This is a genomic window from Pseudobutyrivibrio ruminis AD2017 (assembly GCF_000424305.1).
GTDB classification, from domain to species: domain Bacteria; phylum Bacillota; class Clostridia; order Lachnospirales; family Lachnospiraceae; genus Pseudobutyrivibrio; species Pseudobutyrivibrio ruminis_B.
This window is the reverse complement of record NZ_AUJQ01000008.1, coordinates 95,891-111,368: the sequence shown is the minus strand read 5'-3', so window position 1 is coordinate 111,368 and position 15,478 is coordinate 95,891. Positions and strand designations below refer to the sequence as shown.

Sequence of the window (15,478 nt, the reverse complement as noted above, 5' to 3'; positions counted from 1 at the left end):
TATCCAATGTTTTTGTTAGCCGTTCCAATGGAAATTATGCGGCACATCAGATAGAAGGAGTCATATGAAAAAAGTAGAAGATTACATCAGAACTATTCCGGATTTTCCAGAGCCAGGCATCATGTTCCGTGATGTTACTAGTATCCTTCAGGATGCTGAGGGCTTCCACCTCGCTATTGATGAGATGAAGAAGTTACTTGAAAATGTTGATTGCGATGTTATCGCAGGCGCTGAGAGCCGTGGATTTATATTTGGTGCACCACTTGCTTATGCACTTAATAAACCATTCGTACTTATCCGTAAGAAGGGTAAGCTCCCATGCGAAACTATTGAGAAGACTTACGACCTTGAGTACGGCACAGCTACTATCGAAATGCATAAGGATGCAGTTAAGCCAGGCCAGAAGGTTGTTATCGTAGATGACCTTATCGCTACAGGCGGTACTATCGAAGCAGCAGCTCAGCTTGTTGAGGAGCTTGGCGGAGAGGTTGTTAAGATTATCTTCCTTATGGAGCTTGCAGGACTTAACGGACGTGAGAAGCTTGCTAAGTATGATGTATCATCAGTTGTTACATACGAAGGAAAATAATATTTACATTTATTGGCAGTACTTTCGCGGTACTGCCTTTTTTTATTAAGGATTGCAGATACTATGGAATTAAAAGAAATTGCACACATTAAAACAGGCTTCAGTCAGAAATTTGGCATCCCAAGACAGAGCGGTCTTGCAGATGAAATAGGCTACATTGTTTTTACTAAAGAATTCAGAAATCCCACATACATAGAAGGCATTACAGATTACGATTATCTGTGGCTGTTGTGGGGCTTTTCTAAGAACAAGCCATTAGAAGGGGGCACAGTTCGCCCGCCACGCTTAGGTGGTGAAAAGCACATGGGAGTTTTTGCCACCAGAGCACCATACAGGCCTAACAACATCGGTATGTCTTCGGTGAAGCTTATCGAGGTAAAGGACACTGAATCAGAGGGAATGGTGTTAGTGGTAAGTGGTGTGGATATGTTAGATGGGACTCCTATCTACGACATCAAACCATATATTCCTTACGCCGATGCTCACCCTGATGCAAAAGGTGGATTTACAGATTCTTTATCAAAGGGCAATCAGGTGCAGGTGGATTTCCCGGAGGAGTTTTTAAACAAGCTTCCAAAGGACCTTCGCCAGTCTGCAATTCAGGTGCTATCACAGGACCCTAGAGCAGGGTATGACAGGGGCAAATCCAGAGATTTTAAAATGGCATATCATGGATTTGATATAGTCTTTGTGGCATCTGAAAATGGCCTTGTAGTTACTGACATAATTAGTAATTCCAAGATTTGACTATAGGTTCCATGATTGATAAAATTATCTTCGAGTGAAATCCACTCTGGAGATGATGTTTATTATGGAAAATGATATTAGACGTAGAAAACATAAAAGAAAAAGAAGGCGCAGTAGGCTTTTCATTCCCGTTGTTGCTGCAGGTGTTGTAGTATGCTCAGGTTTGGGGGCCTACTTTTATTATGATTATTCAAGCCGAGTTTACAAAAACTGCGTTGTAGAACTTGGAACCGAAATATCTCCAGAAGATTTTTTAAAACGAGAAGGACTAAATGTAGAATTTACTAAGGGAAGCGTTTACAACATTAATAGGGCAGGCTCCTACGAAGTAGAAATCAAATGTAAGCCTTACACATATAAATGTACTCTTGATGTGGAGGATACAGTAGCACCCAGCTTATCTGTAAAAGAACTCACTTGTACTAAAAATGAAATTCCAACAGCTAATGATTTTGTTACGGAAGCCAGTGATTTATCTGGGAACGTTAATATCTTTTTTAGCAACGGTATCAGCTTTGATAATTATGGAGATATTCCAGTTACTATCGCTGCAGAGGACCCATCAGGAAATCGTACTGAAGCAGACACGGTGCTGCATTTGGTAGAAGAATATGATATTGTTCCACCTGTCATTGAAGGGCAGCTGGATAAGACTGTTTACGTTGGACAGTCTGTTAGCTTTAAACAGGGAATCACTGTGACAGATAATCAGAATTCTGACATCGAGCTTAAGGTGGATAGCAGCAGAGTTAATCTTGATGTTCCAGGAGAATATCCTATTGAATATATCGCTTCAGATGCCATGGGAAATATGGATTTGAAGGAAGGCGTCATTACTGTAATTGCTGCCGAGCATACAGAGGATGAGGTAAACGAGTTGGCGGATGAGGTATTATCACAAATCATAAAGCCAGATATGTCTGATTATGACAAGGCCCACGCGATTTATGTATGGGTAAAAGGCAACATTGGTTACAGCGAAAGCGAAGATAGAGGTGATTGGCTTAAGGGAGCCTACGATGGGTTGAAAAATCGTCATGGTGATTGCTACAACTATTTTGCTGTAAGCAAGGCTCTTCTGACTAGGGCTGGGATTAAGAATGAGGATATCGAAATCATTCCAACTGCCACCCGCCATCATTTCTGGAATGTAATAGATTGCGGCGAGGGCTGGAGACATTTCGACACCACACCTCGTACAGACAAGGAATTCAAAGGATTTTATTTAACGGACGAGGAGCTGATGGAATATTCCAACGCCCACTATCGTTCCCACAATTACGACAGAGAAATATATACTTATTTTAATTGAATGAGGCTTCTCCCTCTGGGAGAAGCTGTCAGCGAAGCTGACTGATGAGGGTAAACATGAAAAAATTAGGAATAATCGGTGGCCTGGGCCCAATGGCAACAGCCTATTTCATGCGCCGCATTATCGAAATGACGGACGCTGCCACAGACCAGGATAACATTGAAATGATTATATACAACTGCCCAACCATTCCGGACAGAACAGGCTACATCTTAGGAGAAAGCAAAGAGAGTCCTCTTCCTAAGATACTGGACATAGCCCACGAATTGGAGAGGCAGAATATTGATTATATAGCTATGCCATGCATAACAGCCCACTATTTCCATGACCAAATAGCAGACAGCGTATTTGTTCCTGTATCGAATGGAGTGAAGGAAGCTGCCTTGTATCTACACGAAAGAGGAATTAAAAATGTAGGTATCATGGCTACAGATGGCACGGCCCAGATGCATCTATTTGATTCGGTCTTCAAGGACTACGACATCAAATGCATCTATCCATCTACAGAATGCCAAAAGCTGGTTATGTCTATCATCTATGATGATGTCAAAGCTGGCCGCAAGGTTGCTATGAAAGAGTTCGAACTTATCAAAACCGAGCTTTTAGAAGCAGGCGCCGATGTAATAATCTTAGGCTGCACAGAGCTATCTATAGTAAAGCGTGACCACAATGTAGGAGATAAGGTGCTAGACATCATAGACGTACTAGCCGCCGACTGCGTCAAAAAATGCGCAAAACTAAGAAAAGAATACGAAGAATTAATAACAAAATAAAAGCCTTCTCCCCATGGGAGAAGGTGCCCCGAAGGGGCGGATGAGGGTAAAAAAATGCAAAACAACGTACTAGACTATTTAAACGAATCTTTAAACCGAGTACCAACCAAAATCGCCTACGCCGATGACGAGGTACAGCTTACTTTTTCAGACGTAAAGAATATCATGGATTCCGTAGGAACAGGTCTTATTAACAAAGGCTGCAAGCGTGAGCCAGTTATCGTGTTCATGAAAAAGAGTCCAAACACCATCGCAACCTTTTTTGGTGTAATTAACGCAGGCTGCTATTATGTTCCAATCGACAGCGAAATGCCTGCTACAAGAATTAATCTTATTTTAGATAACTGCAAGCCACGTGTAATCATCTGCGATGATAGCACAGTGGAAATCGCAAAAGGCTTTGATTATAAAGCAGACATTGTTCTGTTTTCAGATATCGTAAATACGAAGCCAGATTATGATGCACTTGCTCTTGTAAGAAAGAAGGCCATCGATACAGATCCAATTTATATCGTATTTACGTCAGGCTCTACAGGCGTGCCAAAGGGTGTGTGCGCCTGCCATCGTTCTGTTATCGATTATATCGAGCAGCTATCAGAAACACTTGGCTTCAATGAGGACACTATCTTTGGAAATCAGACACCACTTTATTTTGACGCCTGCCTTAAGGAGCTTTATCCAACTCTTAAGTTTGGAGCAACTACATATTTGATTCCACACTCATATTTTATGTTCCCAGTAAAGCTGGTGGAATATATTAATGAGCACAATATTAATACAGTTTGTTGGGTAGTTTCAGCACTTACAATGATTAGTGCCTTTGCTACATTTGATACTGTAAAGCCTACCACACTTCGCACTATCGCATTTGGTAGCGAGGTATTCCCAATCAAGCAGTTTAGATTATGGAGAGAGGCTTGCCCTGAGGCAAAGTTCTTCAATCTTTACGGCCCTACAGAGGGAACTGGTATGTGCTGCTATTATCCAGTTGAGCGAGAGTTCGCAGATGACGAAGTAATCCCAGTTGGCTTCCCATTCAAGAACACCGAAATTCTTTTACTCAAGGATGACAACACATTAGCAGAAGATGGAGAGCAGGGTGAAATCTGTATCCGTGGTACATCTGTTACACTTGGCTACTACAACAACCCAGAAAAGACTAGCGAAGCCTATGTTCAAAATCCTTTGAACACAGCTTATCCAGAAATCATTTACCGCACAGGAGATATGGGCCACATCAACGAATACGGCGAGCTTATATTCCACTCTCGTAAGGATTTCCAGATAAAGCACATGGGACACCGCATCGAGTTAGGCGAAATCGAAGCCAACGTAAACCTGGTCCCAGAAATAAAGCTTTCCGGCTGCATCTACGCCAAGGAACAGGGCAAAATCGTCCTTTACTATGTAGGCGATATCACAGAAGGCGACCTTATCAAAGCGCTTAAAACAAAGCTGCCACGCTACATGCTACCAAACAAGGTAAATCGCCTTGAAGAGATGCCGTTTACAGCTAATGGTAAGATTGATAGAGTTACTCTGGCCAATATGTACAAAAACCGATAATCAGCCTATAACTAAAGGCTTTAAATAAGCGGCTACTCAACCTAGGCGAGCGCGAGGAGGAGGGCCCCATGTAGTTAAGGAGGGACCCCGAAGGGGAGGTTCCCTTGACTGCAATGGGAGGTGGCCTCCGGGAGCACGGAACACTTGGATGCCGCGAACAAAATAGGAGGAATAACATGGAAGAATTACTTACAATTTTAGGAGACTTACACCCAGAGGTGGATTTCACTACTGCAAAGGATTTAGTGACAGGAGGAATACTTGATTCATTTGATATTGTGTCACTGATTTCGGAGATTAATGAGGAGTTTGATGTTACAATTGGTGCAGCAGAGCTCACACCTGAGAATTTTGCATCAGCAGAGACAATCTATGCTTTGATTAAAGCTAAATTAGATGATGAGGACTAATTAGATGTTATTTACAAGCTACGAATTTTTATTATTTTTATTAGTAGTATTTATAATGTATTATTTGTTGCCAGGAAGGGCCCAATGGTCCTTCCTGCTTCTTGCAAGTTACGCATTTTATTTTATGTGTGACCCAAGATATTTGATTTTTATTATGGTCACTACAGTGACTACTTTTTTTGCCGCCAAAAAGATTTCCGATAAAAAGGAAAGCTTTGATGCATGGTTTAAAGAGCATAAAAAGGAATATGAAAGGGAAGAAAGAAAAGCTCTAAAGGCTAAGGAGCACTCTGCAGAAAAGAAGATATTCTTAGCCTGCCTTCTTTTGAACTTAGGTATTCTTGCGGTTACAAAATACACTAATTTTACTATCGCAAATATCAACGGCATTATGGCAAGCTTTGGAAGGCCAGATGGAATCTCCTTTGTGGATTTGATTATTCCAATGGGCATTTCCTTCTATACCTTCCAGTCAATGGGCTACCTTATCGATGTATTCAATGGCAAGTTCAAGGCTCAGGATAATCTGTTCAAGTTTGCACTTTTTGTTTCATTCTTCCCACAGCTGGTGCAGGGACCTATCAGTCGCTATGCTGATTTGAGCAAGACTCTTTACGAGGAGCACAGATTCGACTTAAAGACAGTAAGCTTTGGCTTGGAGCGAATCCTTTGGGGATTTTTCAAAAAGCTTGTTATTGCAGATAGAATCCTTGTGGCTGTTCAGGCAATTATTGCAGATCCAGATACCTATAATGGCTTCTACGCCTTTGCTGGCGCAATGTTCTATGCCTTAGAGCTTTATGCAGATTTCACTGGTGGTATTGATATTACTATCGGTGTGGCAGAGACAATGGGAATTAAGGTTACAGAAAACTTTATTCGCCCATACTTCTCAAAGAATATCAAGGAATACTGGAACAGATGGCACATCACCATGGGAACCTGGTTTACAGATTATATTTTCTATCCAATATCTGCCAGCCAGTTTATGATGAAGCTTTCTAAAAAGAGTAGAGCACGCCTTGGAAATAATCTTGGCAAGCGTGTACCAGTTTATCTATCCAGCTTTATTGTATGGTTTACTACAGGTATCTGGCATGGAGCCAGCTGGAACTTTATTGTATGGGGACTTGGCAACTTTGTTGTCATCATGATTTCCCAGGAGCTAGAGCCATTCTACAGATGGTTCCACAGCAAGGTTCACGTAGATGGCACCTTCGGCTGGAGATTGTTCCAGGTAATCAGAACAGTCCTTATCATGTCATCACTTCGTATGTTTGACTGCTACAGAGATGTGCCACTTACCTTCAAAATGTTTGGAAGCATCTTTACAGATTCAAGCTTAGCTCAGCTTACACCAGCAGCCTTCACAGGAATGGGCATTACAGGCTTTGACTATGCTGTTGTATTTGTAGGAATGCTTATTCTTATCACAGTAAGCTTAATAGGTCGAAGTGGAAGCGTACGTGGCAAAATCGCAACCTGCGCCGCCCCAGTACGTTTCATCATCTGGTACGGATTATTTATGGCCACCCTAATCTTCGGCGCCTACGGCATCGGATATTCGGCCAGCCAGTTCATTTACAACCAATTTTAAAAAAAATGAAGGCTTCCCCTTGAGGGGAAGCTGTCAGCGAAGCTGACTGATGAGGTGTTTAATGAAAAAACTTATATCAATTATATTAATTCTCACCATAACCCTAACAGGCCTATTCTTCACCACCAAACTCCTAGAGCCTAAATACATGACAGGCATCCTAGAAGGTGCAATGATAGGTGAATACTACGACGACCCAACAGACCACGATGTGGTTTTCATTGGCGACTGCGAGCTATATGAAAACATATCACCTGTTTACCTGTGGGAAAATTATGGCATCAATTCGTATATACGTGGCAGCGCTCAACAGCTTATCTGGCAGTCATACTATCTGGCAGAGGAGACCATCAAAAGAGAGCATCCTGATATGATAGTGTTCAATGTGCTTTCTATGAAATATAACGAGCCACAGAACGAGGCCTACAATCGAATGACAATCGATGGTATGAAATGGTCTAAAAGTAAGGTGGGTTCCATTAACGCATCCATGACGGAGGATGAGCATTTCATTGAGTATCTGTTTCCGATATTGCGTTACCACAGCAGATGGAGCGATTTGAACTCAGACGATTTTAAATACCTGCTTCACAGAGACAAGGTTTCCTTCAACGGCTATTACATGCGTGTAGATGTAAAGGAAGCCACAGATGTTCCAGAGGGTAGACCTCTTGCTGATTATCAGTTTGGGGACAATGCCTACTATTATCTGGATAAGCTCACAAAGCTTTGCAAGGATAATGATGTGAAGCTGGTGCTTGTAAAGGCGCCAACACTTTATCCATACTGGTATGAAGAGTGGGACAAGCAGATTGTAGATTACGCCAAGGAGAATAATCTTACTTATATTAATTTCCTTGAGGTCCAGGATGAAATAGGATTAGATTGGACAAAGGATACCTACGACGGCGGCCTGCATCTTAATCTTGCTGGTGCCGAAAAGCTTTCAAAATACTTTGGAGATATTCTTTCAAAGGATATGAAGGTGCCAGATAGAAGGGGCGATACAGCTCTTGAAAAATACTGGAAAACAGTGGAAACTCGCTATGAGGCTGAAATAGATAGACAGAATACTAATCTTGAGAGATATGGTAACGTACACGGCGAGGATGAGGATTAGTAACAGTTTTTTCACAAGACAATTTGATATTATGGTGTTATACTTTTGCTAAGAATGGTAATTTATGAAATATATGTAACGAAAGATTGAGGTGAGTTATATGAAAATTCAATCTAACCCAAATACATCACAATATCAAAACAGTGTTAATCACATGAAAGCTACAGAGGAGCAGCAGAAGAAAAGCGCTAAGGAGCTTTCAACAGGTAAGAAAGTAAACTCAGCAGCTGATGATGCAGTTGCACTTGCTATTTCAAAGCAGATCGAAAAAGAAGTTAACAGCTTAAATCAGGGCAGCAAGAACATTTCCTATGGAATTGATGCAACAAATATTGCTGACGGAGCTCTTGCAAATATTTCTGATTCGATGGGTGACATTGAACAGAATACAGTTCGTGCAATGAATGGCCTTTATTCAGAAAGCGACAGAGCTATTCTTCAGGAAGCCAATAAACAATCAGTTGCTACAATTAATCAGACAATTAATCAGGCTCAGTATAACGAAAAGAAACTATTAGACGGAAATACTGGAGATATAAATATTTACACAGGTGCAGCTAGCTCTACCATCACTGAATCTGATGCTAAATCTGCAGTTGCCGATTTAGAGAATTTTGATGTTTCTGGAAATCCTGATCAGATTTCAACAGAAGCGTTGGATAAATCATATTCAAAGCTTTCATCTATGCGAAGCAAGATAGGAGCTGAAACTAATGGTTTAGAGGCAGCCTATAGTGTTAACAACAACACCGCTGAAAATCTTACTGCAGCACAGTCTCGCAAGGAGGATGCAGACTTTGCGGATGCAGTAACAAGAATGAAAAACAGCAGGGTTGTAAATCAGGCCCAGAACATGGCTTTGAAGAAACAGATGGATAGCGAGGAAAGCCTAGTAAATAAAATGTTTGAAGCATAATTTTTTGAATTGTTACACCCAGGTCGAATTAGACCTGGGTTTTTTTGTGTATTTTGTGTAATTTTATACGCTTTAGGAAACTTATGTCGTATAAAATAGTTTTCATAACATTTGTTCTGTGCTATAATTACACTCTGTGTTACGTTTAGAGGGAGGATAAATATTATGAAGAAACACTGTAAATTTGTTGCGATGGCACTTGCCGGCGCACTTCTTTTTCAGTCAGTATCTCCATTATCAGCACAGGCTGATAACGATGTCTCAGAGACAACCGAAGCTGTTGAAGCTACTACAGAACCTGTAGAGCAGACAGAGTCTACTGAGAACGAAGTAGCTACAGCTGAACCAACAGAAGTTGCTGATGAGGTTGTTGAACCTATCATCGACGAAACAGCTTTAGAATCAGGTGAGGTAGTTACAGCCCCTGTAGAATCTTCAGAGGAAACAGTAGTTACAGAAGAACCTACAGAGGAGACAGTTGAAGAAAAAGAGGAAATCAATCTTGACGAGTTTGAATTGATTGAGCCTGAAGATGGAAAAGATTTCAACGAAGATGGCATTTCAGATTTATACACAAAGCTTTTATGCGACGGTGAAATCCTTACAGCAGATGGCAAAAAGGTATTTGGCAATTATTCTTACGTAGACGTTCAGTCATCTAATGATTTAGATGGTGATGGTCTTCTTAACGGACAGGAAGTTTCTGTTAAGGTTGAGAACGGAAAAGAATATGCAGTACTTAATTCAGACCCAACACTTCTTGACACAGATGGTGATGGCATTAACGATGCAGATGATACAGCACCATTCACAAGAGGTCTTGCAGGTGGTGTAGTTGGTTCTGTCAGACTGGTTGCACGTCATGATGAATCTACTAACAACCCAACACATGGTCACGTATACATTGTTTACACAAGCTACGTAAATGACCTTTATATCTCTATCGATAAGCTTTATGGCTATTACACAACAAATCCGGAATACAAGGATGAGCTCCAGGAAGCAGCACAGCTTGCTGCAGATAATCAGGATGCTACATTCGTATCATGGAGAAGCACAGCAGACGAGATTACAGACGCTAATAAGGCTGACAGACAGAAAGCAGCTAGTGACTTATACACAGAATATATCTTTAACGAGCCATCAAGAGCTACAGTAAAGCTTGACCGTGGTGATTACGTTTCTATCGGTAACTACGGTATGGCCAATAAGAATGACGTAGCTAAGGATTACATGAACAAAGCAATCGTAATGTTCAAGGGACATATCCCTGAGCTTACACAGCTTTGGAACGAGTTCAAGGATGAGAACGTATCTGAAGAATATGTTGCAGAGCACTTCAACGAGATTTTACAGACACTCGGTAACGAGAGCACAGCATTTGTTGATATGGTACTTTCAGATCACACAGATGGTGGTGTATTTATCAATCGTGAGCTCTACAACCAGAAGTTAGAGTACGATCAGGGTCCTAACGAAATCATCGAATTAGATGCTACACAGGAACAGACTGATGCAATTCTTCAGAAGTTTGCTGAGGAAAGCTACTTTAACATTTTCACACATAACTGCTCTACAGTAGCAGCTAATGTTTGGAATTCAGTATATGGTATGACAAAGGATGCAGATGGAAACATTTCATACACACCATACTATGTATACTCAGGCGTTCAGGTTACAATTAACGAATGGTCTAAGACATTTAACTTCCCAGTTATTGTAAAGAACTCTATCAAGAACATGTCTGCACTTAATGGTTATATTGGACCAAAGACATATGTTACTGGTAAATCTGTGCAGAACACAACTGGCACAGCTACTAAATACGACACAAGCTCACTTTATAGAAAGAAGGTACAGCCTTCAAACCCAACAGACCAAACAAATCCATCTAACGGTGGAAACAACGGCGGTTCTAATAACGGTTTCAACGGTTCAAACGGTTCTAGCAACTCAGGAGCTTCTAACCTAAGTGATGTTTCAACAACACTTACAGCAGCTTCAGGCTTGCAGATTGTTGACGCTGAGGTTCCTACAGCAGCAGCATCAGCTACAGCAGGACAAAGCACAAAGAGAGCTAAGGCAGTTGGTTCAAAGGTAAAGGCATCTGAAAACACTTCTGAAGAAGAGGAAGAAGTTGTTGAAGAGGAAGAGCCAGAAGAGGAGACAATTGAAATCAAAGAAGAGGAAACTCCTCTTGCAGTAGAAGAGAAGGCTGAAGCAGGCTTCCCATGGTATATCATCGTAATCATTGTTGCAATTTGTGCTGTAGCAGGTATTACAGTATATACTAAGAAGAGAGCTAAATAGTTTTTACTTTTACTTTAAGCATAATATTAGTAGTTTTTATAGGGCTTTAGGATAATAATCCTAGAGCTCTATTTTTTTAATAAAAAACGTGTTGACAAAGGCAATTAGATTGTGTACAATTTAATCATCCTAAAAGATTGGACAAAATCTAATAGGCTTTCTAGGTTTTTATCAAGGAGATAGTAAGATGGAAAGATATGATATTGCAGTTATCGGAACTGGTCCAGCAGGACTAGAGGCAGCCATCACTGCTAAGGTTAGAAATAAAACAGTCTTATTGCTTGGTCAGAAGGGTTCATCTGATAAGGTAGCTAAGGCACACACTATTCAGAACTATTTAGGTCTTCCTAACGTAGCAGGTGATGCAATGGCTAAGGCTTTTTTAGACCATGCCGCATCTATGGGCGTTGAAATCACAGAAGATAAGGTTAACGCAATTTATTCCATGGGTAAGTATTTTGCTATTCAATGCCATGGTGGTGATTACGAAGCCAGCACAGTTATTGTTGCAGCAGGTATGACAGCTATGAAGCCTTTCCCTGGTGAAATGGAATTCTTAGGCAGAGGTGTTAGCTATTGTGCAACATGTGATGCAGCCCTTTACAAAGGAAAGACAGCTATCATAGTTGCTTACAGTGCAACAGATGAGGAAGAAGCAGAATTTCTGGCAGAGCGTGCAGATAAGGTTTATTACTTACCTCAGTATGATTATGCTGGAAAGCTTGGCGGTAACATCGAAGTAACATGTGGCGTTAAGCCAACATCTATTGCATACGCTGATGGTACAGCCACACTTGAAACTGATGGTGACACCTATAAGGCAGATGGAATATTTATCCTTAGGGAGCAGATAGCACCATCTCAGCTTGTTCCAGGACTTACAATGGATGGCAATCACATTGCTGTTGATAGACAAATGAACACTAACATCAAAGGCTTATTTGCCTGTGGAGATATTACTGGTGCTCCATATCAGTATATTAAGGCGGCAGGTGAAGGTAATGTTGCAGCTCTTTCAGCTGTTTCATATTTAGCAGAGCTTAAGAAGCAAGAGAATTAATTGTTGATTTAATTTGAAAGGAGATATACTATGGTAAAGAAAATTAATCAGGATGAATTTAAGGCACTTGATAAGTCAGGAATTTCAGTTTTAGATTTCAATGCTACATGGTGTGGACCATGTAAGATGCTTGCACCTGTTCTTGAAGAGGTTTCAGAGGAACTTGATGGCAAGGCAAAATTCTACAGCATTGATACAGATGATAATCCAGATTTAGCTAGAGAATATGGTATCATGAATATTCCTGCAGTAGTTGTTTTAAAGGATGGGGAAAAGGTAGACATGAATGTTGGATTCGTTCCAAAGGAAGCTCTTTCAGATTTCGTGTCTAAAAACTTATAATCAATAGAGGTGAATAATAATGGGCGATAAATACGATTGCTTAAAAATTTCAAATCAGCTATGTTTTCCACTTTATGCATGCTCAAAGGAGATTGTAAAAAGATACAAGCCATATCTTGATCCAATCGATCTTACATACACACAGTACATCACAATGATGGTTATATGGGAGGAAGAGGAGATTACAGTTAAGGCTCTTGGAGATAAGCTTTTCTTAGATTCAGGCACACTTACACCTGTGCTTAAGAAGCTTGAGCAGAAGGGATATGTTAAGCGAAGCCGTTCAAAGGATGATGAGAGAAATCTTATTATTACTTTAACAAAGGAAGGCTTGGAATTAAAAAAGCAGGCATGTGAAATACCTGCTAAAATGGGCAAATGTGTTCAGCTATCGCCTGATGAAACTGAGCAACTTTACAGCTTACTTTATAAAATTTTAGGAAGCTTTCCTGAAGAAGCTTAGTTAATCGAATAAATCCAAAACATCTACATTATCACGAGCTTTTGAAATGACATCGTCTACAAATGAGGCGGTGTCATTTTTTATTGTGTCCCAATCGATAATGGTAACATCATCTAGGTCGGCATGGGCGTTTTCAAATACATCTCCCATATTTTCAACAGTTTTTATCTTACCCTTAACATATCCTTCGGCCAGGATAGTTTCGTTTTTTGCTACATCAATATTGGTCATTTCTATTTTGATGCCGTCGTCAATGTAGTTCAAAAGAACTCCGCAGTCTACGGTAAATGTATCACCAGCTGTTGTTTTGTATGTTATGTTATCAAAATATGCGTTGGTGTAATTAGAATTACCATCACGTTTGATAGTGGCAGTTACTTCTTCGTTATCAGGAAGAGGGCTGTATAATTCTAATGTGCTTAAGTTTTTGCCGTAAATAGAAATGTAGGCACCCTTTGTTTTATATGAAAGGTCAAACACAAGCTTTCTGGTATGATTGAATTTATCTAAGTAGATAAAGCTCTTAATGTCGTGGTCAGGTGCATCCATTCCAAGCAGCTGCCAGATGAAATCACCTTCACCCTGTGGAATGGTGATAGCAAATTCATCAGCCTCAGTTCCATCTTCATCTACATATGTTTCGCCTGTCTTGTTGATTTCAATGCTGTTAACAAAATTGTAGATGTTCTTTTTGTTACTGTGGAACCATTCTCTATTAATATCATTGTTAAGATTTGGAGCTTTAAGAAATAGATTTTCGCCAGTATCAAAACCAAAGGAAGCATCTCCAAGCATAGGGGCTACAAGATATATATTGCTATCTTCAGCATAAAGATCCATCTTGCCTACGTTTAATACCAGTACATCCAAATCAGATTTGCAAGAAAACTTTTTTTGCTCAGGCGAACGTTCACCCTTGATGCTGCCGCTGATAGAATAAGGGAAGCCCTTTAGCTTTTTAATATAAGCGCTTCCGGAATATCTAATATCGGCATTGGTGTAGTTTCTGAATAAATCCTTTAGGTCGATATTGTAAGCTAAGTAGTCATCACTTTTGAGTGTTGACTCAGAGAAGTTGATAACAGAGGCAAGTACCCTGACAGAAGGGTTATAATCAAGCTCCGCCTTGATGAATATTGCCACTGCAATAATAATGATTAATGTTATTCCAAGTTTTTTCTTCATGATTCATTACTCTCCATAAAAGAGATTATAATAAATCTGTTGGTGTATCGGCAATAGACAAAGCGATTTCAGTGTCCATCTCTAATAGATGTTCAGTAGCTTCTGATTCCTTAACGGCAATAGTGCCTTCAGCAAACTTAACACAGGCATTGTGATATTTTTCAGTATCACCACTCATCTTGTAAACCATCATGTATAGCTGCGCGGCATTAAGCTTCATGTGAACATCATTCGATATTGTAGCAGATGACTCTAAGCTGATTGCAACAGCCTCAGCCTTTTCATATTCATGCATTCCGCAGAATGTTTCTATAAGAAGCTTTAAATCCTGAATGTAATCCTGAATTGTTATTCTATTATTTCTTATAAATGAAACCAATCCATCGATGTGGTCGTAAACATATTGATTATCGCCCATACGATAATGAAGATTTGCATTCAAAACAGACAGACTAAGGTCATGGTGATGCAAATCATTCTTAGTTGCAATTTCCATTGCACGATGCAAGAAAACCTCAGCATCTGTGAATCGGTTAATGTGTAAATATGCGTAAGCTAAGTTCATACAGGCAACCATAAATGAATGAGGCTCGTTAGGAAATTCACTGCCATGATCTTCTAAATCTTGAAGAGCCATTTTACCGTAGTTGATGGCGCTGTCGTAATCACCCAGCATCAAATATCTATCGCAGATTGCAGTATAAAAGAAATGCTTGGCGCCCTGAACCCCTTTCTTGTCAATGTAGTTAAGGGCAGAAAGGCACTTGTGTAGCATTTTACTATCGTATTCAAGAATACCATAGGCAATAGCTAAGCCACGTATGGTCCAAATGTAAGAAATGCTATCATCTAATTCCTCATAAATAGATAACGCCATGTTTAGATTATCGATAGCAGGCTCTATGCTGTTTGCATGAATAAGCTCCATTCCCGTATCATAATATTCTCTTGCAATCTGTTCTGAACTAGCCATATCTTTCCTCCTGGTTTCATGTCAAGCTCAACGATACTTCATACAAATTCAGTATATCATTTAATAGTAGTTATAATGTTTAAAATTCTGTGACAATTTTCGTAACATGTTGTTT

Annotated in this window: 15 protein-coding genes; 13 read left to right on the top strand and 2 right to left on the bottom strand. The window is 40.1% G+C overall.

What is annotated here, in order from left to right; translation table 11 throughout:
* Positions 1-64: 64 nt before the first annotated feature.
* The 13 genes from G611_RS0107155 to G611_RS0107095 all read left to right on the top strand — a co-directional run bounded on the left by G611_RS0107155 (position 65) and on the right by G611_RS0107095 (position 13,205).
* The gene (locus G611_RS0107155; protein WP_028243037.1) at positions 65-589 is read left to right on the top strand and encodes an adenine phosphoribosyltransferase; all 525 of its coding nucleotides are present in this window, start codon (positions 65-67) and stop codon (positions 587-589) included.
* Between the two features lie 63 nt (positions 590-652).
* Positions 653-1,336 carry a tRNA (N6-threonylcarbamoyladenosine(37)-N6)-methyltransferase TrmO gene (gene tsaA, locus G611_RS0107150; RefSeq protein ID WP_028243036.1) on the top strand — a complete coding sequence of 228 codons (684 nt, stop codon included), beginning with the start codon at positions 653-655 and terminating at the stop codon, positions 1,334-1,336.
* A gap of 64 nt (positions 1,337-1,400) precedes the next feature.
* Entirely contained in the window at positions 1,401-2,648 is a 1,248-nt protein-coding gene (locus tag G611_RS0107145) for a transglutaminase-like domain-containing protein (RefSeq protein WP_028243035.1), read from the top strand.
* A gap of 56 nt (positions 2,649-2,704) precedes the next feature.
* Positions 2,705-3,421 (top strand): aspartate/glutamate racemase family protein, encoded by a 717-nt coding sequence (locus G611_RS0107140; RefSeq protein ID WP_028243034.1) that lies wholly within the window; start codon positions 2,705-2,707, stop codon positions 3,419-3,421.
* Between the two features lie 54 nt (positions 3,422-3,475).
* A complete protein-coding gene (locus tag G611_RS0107135) occupies positions 3,476-4,987 on the top strand; it encodes an amino acid adenylation domain-containing protein (RefSeq protein WP_028243033.1) in 1,512 nt (503 codons plus the stop codon).
* 176 nt (positions 4,988-5,163) lie between these two features.
* Entirely contained in the window at positions 5,164-5,397 is a 234-nt protein-coding gene (locus G611_RS0107130; RefSeq protein ID WP_028243032.1) for an acyl carrier protein, read from the top strand.
* A 154-nt stretch (positions 5,398-5,551) separates the two neighbouring features.
* Positions 5,552-6,994, top strand: coding sequence for an MBOAT family O-acyltransferase (locus G611_RS0107125; protein WP_242824267.1), 1,443 nt, complete (start codon positions 5,552-5,554; stop codon positions 6,992-6,994).
* Between the two features lie 61 nt (positions 6,995-7,055).
* Positions 7,056-8,114: an SGNH/GDSL hydrolase family protein gene (locus G611_RS0107120; RefSeq protein WP_242824266.1), complete on the top strand. Its 1,059-nt coding sequence runs from the start codon at positions 7,056-7,058 to the stop codon at positions 8,112-8,114.
* A gap of 100 nt (positions 8,115-8,214) precedes the next feature.
* Positions 8,215-9,030 carry a flagellin gene (locus G611_RS0107115; RefSeq protein ID WP_028243029.1) on the top strand — a complete coding sequence of 272 codons (816 nt, stop codon included), beginning with the start codon at positions 8,215-8,217 and terminating at the stop codon, positions 9,028-9,030.
* 165 nt (positions 9,031-9,195) lie between these two features.
* Positions 9,196-11,340, top strand: a complete 2,145-nt coding sequence (locus G611_RS0107110) for a hypothetical protein (protein ID WP_028243028.1) — start codon at positions 9,196-9,198, stop codon at positions 11,338-11,340.
* Between the two features lie 187 nt (positions 11,341-11,527).
* Complete coding sequence (locus G611_RS0107105) at positions 11,528-12,400, top strand: NAD(P)/FAD-dependent oxidoreductase (protein WP_028243027.1); 873 nt, start codon at positions 11,528-11,530, stop codon at positions 12,398-12,400.
* Between the two features lie 30 nt (positions 12,401-12,430).
* Positions 12,431-12,742 carry a thioredoxin gene (gene trxA / locus G611_RS0107100; protein WP_028243026.1) on the top strand — a complete coding sequence of 104 codons (312 nt, stop codon included), beginning with the start codon at positions 12,431-12,433 and terminating at the stop codon, positions 12,740-12,742.
* A gap of 19 nt (positions 12,743-12,761) precedes the next feature.
* Positions 12,762-13,205, top strand: a complete 444-nt coding sequence (locus G611_RS0107095; protein ID WP_028243025.1) for a MarR family winged helix-turn-helix transcriptional regulator — start codon at positions 12,762-12,764, stop codon at positions 13,203-13,205.
* Here G611_RS0107095 and G611_RS0107090 read toward each other — a convergent pair whose 3' ends face one another.
* Both G611_RS0107090 and G611_RS0107085 read right to left on the bottom strand, forming a co-directional pair.
* The gene (locus G611_RS0107090) at positions 13,206-14,390 is read right to left on the bottom strand and encodes a hypothetical protein (RefSeq protein ID WP_028243024.1); all 1,185 of its coding nucleotides are present in this window, start codon (positions 14,388-14,390) and stop codon (positions 13,206-13,208) included. It abuts the gene before it with no gap.
* Positions 14,391-14,415: 25 nt separating this feature from the next.
* Positions 14,416-15,363 (bottom strand): tetratricopeptide repeat protein, encoded by a 948-nt coding sequence (locus G611_RS0107085; protein WP_028243023.1) that lies wholly within the window; start codon positions 15,361-15,363, stop codon positions 14,416-14,418.
* Positions 15,364-15,478: the final 115 nt, after the last annotated feature.

What these genes read in the sequence shown, in the direction of transcription:
- tsaA (WP_028243036.1), top strand. Translation starts at nt 653, where the DNA reads ATGGAATTAAAAGAAATTGCACACATTAAAACAGGCTTCAGTCAGAAA.
- G611_RS0107125 (WP_242824267.1), top strand. Translation starts at nt 5,552, where the DNA reads ATGGTCACTACAGTGACTACTTTTTTTGCCGCCAAAAAGATTTCCGAT.
- G611_RS0107105 (WP_028243027.1), top strand. Translation starts at nt 11,528, where the DNA reads ATGGAAAGATATGATATTGCAGTTATCGGAACTGGTCCAGCAGGACTA.
- G611_RS0107085 (WP_028243023.1), bottom strand. Translation starts at nt 15,363, where the DNA reads ATGGCTAGTTCAGAACAGATTGCAAGAGAATATTATGATACGGGAATG.
- G611_RS0107155 (WP_028243037.1), top strand. Translation starts at nt 65, where the DNA reads ATGAAAAAAGTAGAAGATTACATCAGAACTATTCCGGATTTTCCAGAG.
- G611_RS0107130 (WP_028243032.1), top strand. Translation starts at nt 5,164, where the DNA reads ATGGAAGAATTACTTACAATTTTAGGAGACTTACACCCAGAGGTGGAT.
- G611_RS0107145 (WP_028243035.1), top strand. Translation starts at nt 1,401, where the DNA reads ATGGAAAATGATATTAGACGTAGAAAACATAAAAGAAAAAGAAGGCGC.
- G611_RS0107110 (WP_028243028.1), top strand. Translation starts at nt 9,196, where the DNA reads ATGAAGAAACACTGTAAATTTGTTGCGATGGCACTTGCCGGCGCACTT.
- G611_RS0107115 (WP_028243029.1), top strand. Translation starts at nt 8,215, where the DNA reads ATGAAAATTCAATCTAACCCAAATACATCACAATATCAAAACAGTGTT.
- G611_RS0107090 (WP_028243024.1), bottom strand. Translation starts at nt 14,390, where the DNA reads ATGAAGAAAAAACTTGGAATAACATTAATCATTATTATTGCAGTGGCA.
- trxA (WP_028243026.1), top strand. Translation starts at nt 12,431, where the DNA reads ATGGTAAAGAAAATTAATCAGGATGAATTTAAGGCACTTGATAAGTCA.
- G611_RS0107135 (WP_028243033.1), top strand. Translation starts at nt 3,476, where the DNA reads ATGCAAAACAACGTACTAGACTATTTAAACGAATCTTTAAACCGAGTA.
- G611_RS0107095 (WP_028243025.1), top strand. Translation starts at nt 12,762, where the DNA reads ATGGGCGATAAATACGATTGCTTAAAAATTTCAAATCAGCTATGTTTT.
- G611_RS0107140 (WP_028243034.1), top strand. Translation starts at nt 2,705, where the DNA reads ATGAAAAAATTAGGAATAATCGGTGGCCTGGGCCCAATGGCAACAGCC.
- G611_RS0107120 (WP_242824266.1), top strand. Translation starts at nt 7,056, where the DNA reads ATGAAAAAACTTATATCAATTATATTAATTCTCACCATAACCCTAACA.